Annotated in this window: 9 protein-coding genes; 4 read left to right on the forward strand and 5 right to left on the reverse strand. The window is 63.6% G+C overall.

The window, feature by feature from the left end; genetic code table 11:
- Positions 1–1,051, forward strand: a 1,051-nt coding sequence (locus WBF82_RS03410; protein WP_424381692.1) for a polyprenyl synthetase family protein, incomplete at its 5' end; no start/stop codon positions are given.
- A gap of 13 nt (positions 1,052–1,064) precedes the next feature.
- On the opposite strand, the gene WBF82_RS03415 is transcribed toward WBF82_RS03410, so the two are convergent.
- Both WBF82_RS03415 and WBF82_RS03420 read right to left on the reverse strand, forming a co-directional pair.
- Positions 1,065–1,502 carry a TA system VapC family ribonuclease toxin gene (locus tag WBF82_RS03415; RefSeq protein WP_424381693.1) on the reverse strand — a complete coding sequence of 146 codons (438 nt, stop codon included), beginning with the start codon at positions 1,500–1,502 and terminating at the stop codon, positions 1,065–1,067.
- Positions 1,499–1,741 (reverse strand): hypothetical protein, encoded by a 243-nt coding sequence (locus WBF82_RS03420; RefSeq protein ID WP_424381694.1) that lies wholly within the window; start codon positions 1,739–1,741, stop codon positions 1,499–1,501. Before WBF82_RS03420 ends, WBF82_RS03415 begins: the two co-directional genes overlap by 4 nt.
- Positions 1,742–1,803: 62 nt before the next feature.
- Between WBF82_RS03420 and thyX the strand changes: the two genes are divergently transcribed.
- The 3 genes from thyX to WBF82_RS03435 are packed head-to-tail and all read left to right on the forward strand — an operon-like array spanning position 1,804 to position 5,202.
- Entirely contained in the window at positions 1,804–2,556 is a 753-nt protein-coding gene (gene thyX, locus WBF82_RS03425; protein WP_424381695.1) for an FAD-dependent thymidylate synthase, read from the forward strand.
- Positions 2,557–2,603: 47 nt separating this feature from the next.
- The gene (gene dapA / locus WBF82_RS03430) at positions 2,604–3,506 is read left to right on the forward strand and encodes a 4-hydroxy-tetrahydrodipicolinate synthase (protein WP_424381696.1); all 903 of its coding nucleotides are present in this window, start codon (positions 2,604–2,606) and stop codon (positions 3,504–3,506) included.
- Between the two features lie 19 nt (positions 3,507–3,525).
- On the forward strand, positions 3,526–5,202 hold the full coding sequence (locus WBF82_RS03435) for a ribonuclease J (RefSeq protein ID WP_424381697.1): 1,677 nt from the start codon (positions 3,526–3,528) through the stop codon (positions 5,200–5,202).
- A 95-nt stretch (positions 5,203–5,297) separates the two neighbouring features.
- Here WBF82_RS03435 and WBF82_RS03440 read toward each other — a convergent pair whose 3' ends face one another.
- The 3 genes from WBF82_RS03440 to WBF82_RS03450 all read right to left on the reverse strand — a co-directional run.
- The gene (locus tag WBF82_RS03440; protein ID WP_424381698.1) at positions 5,298–6,809 is read right to left on the reverse strand and encodes a hypothetical protein; all 1,512 of its coding nucleotides are present in this window, start codon (positions 6,807–6,809) and stop codon (positions 5,298–5,300) included.
- Positions 6,810–6,845: 36 nt separating this feature from the next.
- Entirely contained in the window at positions 6,846–7,631 is a 786-nt protein-coding gene (locus WBF82_RS03445) for a phytanoyl-CoA dioxygenase family protein (protein WP_424381699.1), read from the reverse strand.
- Positions 7,632–7,651: 20 nt separating this feature from the next.
- On the reverse strand, positions 7,652–7,906 hold a 255-nt coding region (locus WBF82_RS03450), incomplete at its 5' end, for a GMC oxidoreductase (RefSeq protein ID WP_424381700.1).

Below are 7,906 nucleotides of genomic sequence, written 5' to 3' on the forward strand. Positions count from 1 at the left end.
GACCAGTACCGCCGACCGCGCCGAGTTGGTGACCGTAGTCGACGAGCGCCTGCGCGAGGTCGCCAAGTTGGTGCGCCGGTCAATGCTCGACGCGCTGCCCGACGGCGAACCTAGCCAGTGGCTGTACGCGCCGATGCGGGAGTACCCGTCGCGACCGGGCAAGGCGTTGCGGCCCGCGCTGTGCCTGTCGGCCGGTCGCGTATTCGGCGCGGAACCGAATGAACTGCTCGGCCTGGCTGTGGCTATCGAGCTGCTGCACAATGCATTCCTGGTTCACGACGACATAGCCGATGGCAGCGAAATGCGCCGCAACAGGCCGACTTTGGCGGCAACGCATGGGGTAGCCGCGGCTCTCAATGCGGGCGATGCGTTGGCAGTGGTGGCCGGCCAGGTGTTGCGGCGGGCGACGCGCCGGCTCGATCGAGACCTGGCCGAATTAGTGTGGGCCGAATTCGACACGATGGCGATGCGCACGCTCGAAGGGCAGGCCACCGAGGTCGGCTGGCAACTCGACAAGGTCGACGATCTGCGGCCCGACGACTACCTGCATCTGATCATGCACAAGACGTGCTGGTACACCACCATCCACCCGTTGCGGGTCGGCGCGATCGTAGGTTCGCGCGGCAAGGTGGAGCTGGGTCCATTGGTGCGGTTCGGGTTTCACTTCGGCGCGGCGTTTCAGATCCGCGACGACTTGCTCAATCTGGTCGGCGACGAGCGCATGTACGGCAAGGAGATCCTTGGCGATCTTTACGAAGGCAAACGCACGCTGCCGCTCATGCACCTGCTCAGCGTGGCTGAAGGCTCCGACCAAGCGCTGGTCCGCGACTACCTGCACCTGACGCGATCGGAACGGTCGGCCGAGCTGGTGCAGCGGGTGCGCGCTTTGATGGACGACTACGGCAGCATCGCGTTCACCAGTGAATACGCCGAAGGGATCCTGCTGGTCGCCGAGGAGTACTTCGAGCACGCCTTCGCCGACGCCCAACCCGGCCCGGACCTCGATTTCCTGCGGGCCCTGGTGCCCTACGTGTGGTCGCGCTGGCGGTAACTGCTGCGGTATTTCAGGTGACCAACGGATTCCGGACGAAGAAAGCAGAACCGAACCGCCCGAAATCGCGATCGGCCGACCACAATTCGCGCACCCCGTGCGCCGTGCACAGTGCGGCTATTCGCGCGTCGTGCACCAGCGGACCGATGACCTTTGCGCTCGTGAGCGTGGTCCTCAAGTGATCCCAGTAACCCACCGGTTCGCCGAGCGGAGATAGCACTGGCGACGCGAGCCACGCATCCATTTGTGCAATCGCCTCGCCACGGGTGCTGGGCGGATTGTAGATCTTTGGGTGAGTGACGATCGCAAAGAATTCGTGCAGGCATGGCCACGGAATTGCCCAGGCGGATCTACCTTCGGCCAGCACCTTGATGTGATCAGCGGCTGCGGCATGGAACTCGGCGTCGCGCCGATGTGCATACACGAGAATGTTGGTGTCGACGGCGATCATGCCGGGGTTTCGTAGATCGCGTCGCGGATCTTTTCCCATGAGGCGCCGCGGAAATCCTGATGCAGGCCGTGACCGTCGACGCTTGCGTCGGCGAGGACGAACGGCGAGTCGCCGGAGCGTTGTTTCAGTACGGCACGCAAGCCACTCTCGATCAGCTCCCGCAGCGTTGTCCGTTCCCGTCGTGCGACTTCCTGCGCCGCACGCAGCAGTTCGTCAGGAAGGTTCACCGTCGTCTTCATATGGCTAACCGTATCACGCTAGCCGTACAGCCATATCAGCGCCCGCACGATAGGGTTTCGCCGTGGCCGAGACCGCGCCGTTGCAGGTGCAACTGATCGCTAAGACCGAGTTCTTCGCGCCGGCGGACGTGCCGTGGAGCACCGACGCCGAAGGCGGGCCGGCGCTGGTCGAGTTCGCCGGGCGAGCGTGCTATCAGAGCTGGTCAAAGCCCAATCCGAAGACCGCGACCAACGCCACCTACCTGCGGCACATCATCGACGTCGGGCATTTCTCGGTGCTCGAGCACGCCAGCGTGTCCTTCTACATCACCGGCATCTCGCGCTCGTGTACTCATGAGCTGATCCGACACCGGCACTTCTCCTACTCGCAGCTGTCGCAGCGCTACGTGCCGGAAAAGCAATCCCAGGTCGTCGTGCCGCCGGGCATGGAAGACGATGCCGAATTGCAGCAGATCCTCGCCGAGGCCGCCGATGCCAGCCGTGCTACCTACACCGAGCTGCTGAGCAGGCTGGAAGCCAAATTCGCTGATCAGCCCAACGCGATGCTGGGCCGCAAGCAGGCCCGCCAGGCCGCTCGTGCGGTATTGCCCAACGCCACCGAGACCCGCATCGTGGTCACCGGAAATTTCCGAGCATGGCGGCACTTCATCGCGATGCGGGCCAGCGAGCACGCCGACGTGGAGATCCGACGACTGGCGATCGCGTGCCTGCGTCAGCTTGTCGACGTCGCGCCGGCGGTGTTCAGCGATTTCCAGATCGCCAGGCTGGCCGACGGCACAGAGGTGGCGACAAGCCCGCTCGCCACCGAAGCCTGAGCCCGCCGCTACCTAAAAGGGCTGGCGCCGCCAGGTAACCTGGGTCCGTGAGCACCAGCGGATTCGACGCCTACACACGCCTGGGCACGCTGTTGACCGCCATGGTGACGCCGTTCGGACCCGACGGCTCCCTGGATATCCCGGCCGCCGCCCGTTTGGCGAATTACCTCGTCGACGCGGGCTGCGACGGGCTGGTGATATCGGGCACCACCGGCGAGTCGCCGACCACGACCGACGCCGAGAAGCTCGAGCTGCTTCGGGCGGTGCTGGAGGCGGTGGGCGACCGGGCCCGCGTCATCGCCGGCGCGGGTACCTACGACACCGCGCACAGCATTCAGATGGCCAAGGCCTGCGCAGCCGAGGGCGCGCACGGGCTGCTGGTGGTGACGCCCTACTACTCGAGGCCGCCGCAGGCCGGGCTGGTCGCCCACTTCACCGCGGTCGCCGATGCGACCCCGCTGCCGGTGTTGCTCTACGACATCCCGCCGCGCTCGGTGGTACCGATCGAGTTTGAGACGCTGCACGCGCTTGCGGCGCACCCGAACATCGTCGGAGTCAAAGACGCCAAAGGTGATCTGCACGCCGGCGGGCAGTTGATGGCGGAAACGGGCCTGGTGTACTACTCCGGCGACGACGCATTGAATCTGCCGTGGCTGGCGATGGGCGCCTCCGGATTTATCAGCGTGATCTCCCACCTGGCCGCTGGTCAGCTCCGAGACTTGTTGTCCGCCTTTGCCTCCGGGGATGTCACCACTGCCCGCAAGATCAACGTCGCGATCAGCCCGCTGTGCAATGCGATGAGCCGGCTTGGCGGGGTGACGATGTCCAAGGCCGGATTACGCCTCCAGGGCATTGAGGTGGGCGACCCGCGGCTGCCGCAGGTTGCCGCGACCGCCGAGCAGATCGACGCACTGGCCGCCGACATGCGCGCGGCTTCGGTGCTGCGGTGAGCCACAGGGCGGCCCACCCATGGACGTAGACCTTCGGTCGCCGGGTCCGCTGAGCACCGGCGGTGTGCGGATCACCGCGCTGGGCGGGATCAGCGAAATCGGCCGCAACATGACGGTTTTCGAGCATCTGGGTCGGTTGTTGATCATCGACTGCGGCGTGATGTTTCCCACCCACGACGAGCCGGGCGTCGATCTGATCCTGCCCGATCTGCGCCATATCGAAGACCGCCTCGAGGACGTTGAAGCGCTGGTGCTGACCCACGCGCACGAGGACCACATCGGCGCGATCCCGTTCCTGCTCAAGCTGCGTCCCGACATCCCAGTCGTCGGCTCGAAGTTCACGCTGGCCCTGGTCGCCGCGAAATGTCGTGAACACCGCCTCAAACCGGTGTTCATTGAAGTGGCCGAGGGACAGCGCAGCACCCACGGGGTGTTCGAGTGCGAATACTTCGCCGTTAACCACTCCATTCCCGACGCACTGGCCATCGCGGTGCGCACGGGCGCGGGAACAGTCCTGCACACCGGTGACATCAAGCTCGACCAGTTGCCGCTGGACGGACGTCCTACCGACCTGCCGGGCATGTCCCGGCTCGGCGACGACGGCGTGGACCTTTTCTTGTGCGACTCGACCAACGCCGAGATTCCCGGGGTGGGGCCGTCGGAAAGTGAGGTTGGGCCGACGCTGCACCGGCTGATCCGGAGTGCTCACGGGCGCGTCATCGTGGCGTGCTTCGCCTCCAATGTGGATCGCGTGCAACAGATCATCGACGCCGCGGTGGCGTTGGGTCGGCGGGTGTCGTTCGTCGGGCGGTCGATGGTGCGCAACATGGGTATTGCGCGGGAGTTGGGCTTTTTGCGGGTGGCGGATTCCGACCTCATCGACATCGGCGCCGCGGAGATGATGCCGCCCGAGCAGATTGTGCTGATTACCACGGGGACTCAGGGCGAGCCGATGTCAGCGCTGTCGCGGATGTCCCGCGGCGAGCATCGCAGCATCACGCTCACCGCCGAGGACCTCATCATCCTCTCGTCGTCGCTGATCCCGGGCAACGAAGAGGCTGTCTACGGTGTCATCGATGCGCTGGCCAAGCTTGGGGCCCGGATCGTCACCAATCAGCAAGTCCGCGTCCATGTTTCAGGCCACGCCTATGCGGGCGAGCTGTTGTTCTTGTACAACGGGGTGCGGCCCCGCAACGTCATGCCGGTGCACGGTACCTGGCGAATGCTGCGGGCGAACGCCAAACTTGCCGCCAGCACAGGAGTGCCAGAAGATTCGATTGTATTGGCGGAGAACGGCGTCAGCGTCGACCTGGTCGCCGGGGCAGTCAGCATCGCCGGAGCGGTTCCGGTCGGGAAGATGTTCGTCGACGGGCTTATCACTGGTGACGTCGGCGATATCACGTTGGGCGAACGTCTCATCCTGTCATCGGGTTTCGTCGCGGTGACCGTGGTCGTGCACCGCGGGACCGGGCGTCCGGCAGCCGCGCCGCATCTGTATTCGCGCGGTTTCTCCGAAGATCCCAAGGCGTTGGAGCCGGCCGTCCGCAAGGTCGAGGCGGAGCTGGAATCGTTGGTGGCCGATAACGTCACCGACGCGATCCGGATCGCGCAAGCGGTCCGTCGCACGGTCGGTAAGTGGGTGGGGGAGACCTATCGTCGCCAACCGATGATCGTGCCAACCGTCATCGAGGTCTAGTTTCGCCCGCGACGAGATTTAAATCGTTGCGACTCCATTCGGCGTGTCGTCGCAGCAGATTAGTGTTGCGGCGCGCAGGACCTTGGGATCCATGCTCAGTAACCGAAGAACAAATCCATCGGGCTTAAGAACGCGTGGAAGTCGGTCACGAGAGGAATGTCGCCGAGGGGCGTTACCAAAGTGTCTGCCAGCGTGTCCGGGCCGCCGACTGTCGTCGGCGCGATGTCGGAGTAGAAGTTCTCAAAGCCGCTGCCGAGGTTGAGCATGTCGTAGACCGATCCGACGGGCGGTGCGCTAGTTCCTTCCCCGGATGCGGTGACCAGGATTTCGGCGTTCGCAAGGCCATTCGCATTCGTTATGACGTCGCTGTCAGCCTGGAATGACCCGGTGGAGGTGTCGAAGAATTCGTTAAGGTGAACGCTGTTGAAAAGGCTACTGGTGTCGGGCAGGGACCCGTTTACGCCACTGAGCCCGGATACCCCGGTGACCGTTGTTGGTTGCGACGTGTCGTGAGAGAACCCGAAGAAAGCAAACGGCTGGCTGGTCTCTGTGACAGCCACCGGATCCGGGGCTTGGAAGGGGAAGAACGAATACGTGGAGTCGAAGTACGCACGGAAGTCGGTCATGATGGGAATGTTGCCGACGGGCGTCACCAAGGTATCTGAGAGGGCATCCGTGCCACCCGGCGTCGCCGGCGCGACGTCGGAGTAGACATTCTCAAATCCGTTACCGATGTTGTTGATCTCGTAGACCGATCCGACCGGCGGGGCGCTCCCATCGGAACTGATGACAGCGAGTTCAGAGAAGCCGGGACCGGACATATGCGTCAGCACGTTGTCGTCGGCCTCGAATGACCCGGCCGCGGTGTCGAAGGATACGGTCTGGTGAACGCTCTGATAAAGAGGCGGGATCGCAGCTATATCCGTGACCGTTGGTTCCGACTTAGTGAGCTCGAACCCAAAGAACTGCTGGAAGAGCGGGTCGAAGAAGGCATTGGTGATGTCGGTCGAGGCCGTAGGATCCGTGAGTTCAGTCGGCGGATCCGTTGTGCCGTAGAGGAAGAACGACTCACCGGGATCCAAGAACGCGTGCAAGTTTGTCGCGAGCGGAATGTCCCCGAAGGGAGTCACCAAGGTATCGGAGAGCGTGTCGGTGCCGCCGGGCGTGCTCGGCGCGATATCCGAGTAGACATTCTCAAAGCCGCCACCGACATTGATCACGTCGTACACCGATCCGACGGGCGGTGCGCTGGTGCCCTGCCCGGAGCTGGTGACGAGCAGTTCGGCGCTGGCAGGTCCGAACGGATCCGTGATCACCTCGTTGTCCACTTGGAACAACCCGGCCGGAAGCGTGGCCGAGGAATCCGTGCCGAAGAACTCGGTCTGGTGAATGCTCTGAAAGAAGGGTGGTTCCCCGGATACCGAATAGACCGTTGCCGGTTGCAATGCGTCGCGCTGGAACCCAAAGAACTCCTGGAAAAGTGGGTCGAACACGGAGGAATCGGAAGCGTCGTCGGCGAAAGCTAACCCGTTGAAGGCCATCGGAAACAGCGCGGCGGCCAATAGACCACCGGCAATTAGCGTGAGCCTGTTACGACGAAAACCCATGACAGCACCTGGCTCTAAAGGATAAGCAGCTCATCGTCAGGGCGTAGTGACTTCACCGAGGATGTCGCCTCCTGCCGAAGCGATTGGCGGTGCGTCACGACCGAGCACGCTGAGGGGGTGACGATGGTCGACCAGGCCGTAGATGTCGATATGGGCGTCATAGCCGAGGAGGCGGAGGAACTCGTCAGAAAATGTCGCGGCGAGCTCCTTTGGGATTGCGAGATATTGGTTCTCTTGCTGGCGAAGCCAACCGCAGTTGTAGTTCACATTCAATCCGAGGCGCGGTTGTTGCGCATGGTTGGCGCCGCCGCCGTGGAAGAGCCCGCCATTCCAGAGCAGCACCGACCCCGGTTCCATCTCCGCGGTCACGACGGGCGGATCTTCGCCCAACTCGGTCGCGTCCTGACTGCGTGGCACCAGGCGGGTCGCGCCATTCTCGGTGGTGAACTCGGTCAGGGCCCACATGGTGTTCACGATCAGTGGCGGGTGGGGACGTTCGATCGGAAACACCACGTCGTCCTGATGAAGAAACTGAGCTGTTTCGCCAGGGTGGATCTCGATCGCGTTGACAATCGAAACTTGCGGCTGCATGAGCGTCCCCCGGAGCAGTTCCAGGACTGCGGGGTGGGCGACCAGAGGATCGACGGCGCGGGTCTTGGCGAGGATGTTGTGGACGCGCCTGGTCCGATCGCCGAAAAACTCTCCCTTTCCCCAGGTTTGGTGTTTCAGCAGCGGACGAAGCGCGTCGCGGACGTCCTCGACGACTGGTTTCGAAAGTACATCGCGAAGGACGATGTAGCCCTCGGCGCGAAGTTCTTCCAACGCTTGACCGTTCGACATGTTTATCCAATGTGAGCGTAACCGGCCGCGGCATTGGACACCGGGTAACGCCTGCCGGTGATTCCGCGCGCGGTGCGCAGCGCGACGGCCATGATCGTGTTGGTCGGGTTGGAGCCGCCAGAAGTCGCGAACACGCTGCCGTCGGAGCAGAACACGTTGTCCATCTGGTGCATTCGTCCATTCCCGTCGACGACGCTCGTCACCGGGTTCACGCCCATCTGCATCCCGCCCATGGTGTGCAGGCCGCCGGGCGGTGC

It is taken from the genome of Mycobacterium sp. (assembly GCF_049673265.1).
Taxonomy (GTDB): domain Bacteria; phylum Actinomycetota; class Actinomycetes; order Mycobacteriales; family Mycobacteriaceae; genus Mycobacterium.

What these genes read in the sequence shown, in the direction of transcription:
- WBF82_RS03415 (WP_424381693.1), bottom strand. Translation starts at nt 1,502, where the DNA reads ATGATCGCCGTCGACACCAACATTCTCGTGTATGCACATCGGCGCGAC.
- WBF82_RS03420 (WP_424381694.1), bottom strand. Translation starts at nt 1,741, where the DNA reads ATGAAGACGACGGTGAACCTTCCTGACGAACTGCTGCGTGCGGCGCAG.
- WBF82_RS03435 (WP_424381697.1), top strand. Translation starts at nt 3,526, where the DNA reads ATGGACGTAGACCTTCGGTCGCCGGGTCCGCTGAGCACCGGCGGTGTG.
- WBF82_RS03440 (WP_424381698.1), bottom strand. Translation starts at nt 6,809, where the DNA reads ATGGGTTTTCGTCGTAACAGGCTCACGCTAATTGCCGGTGGTCTATTG.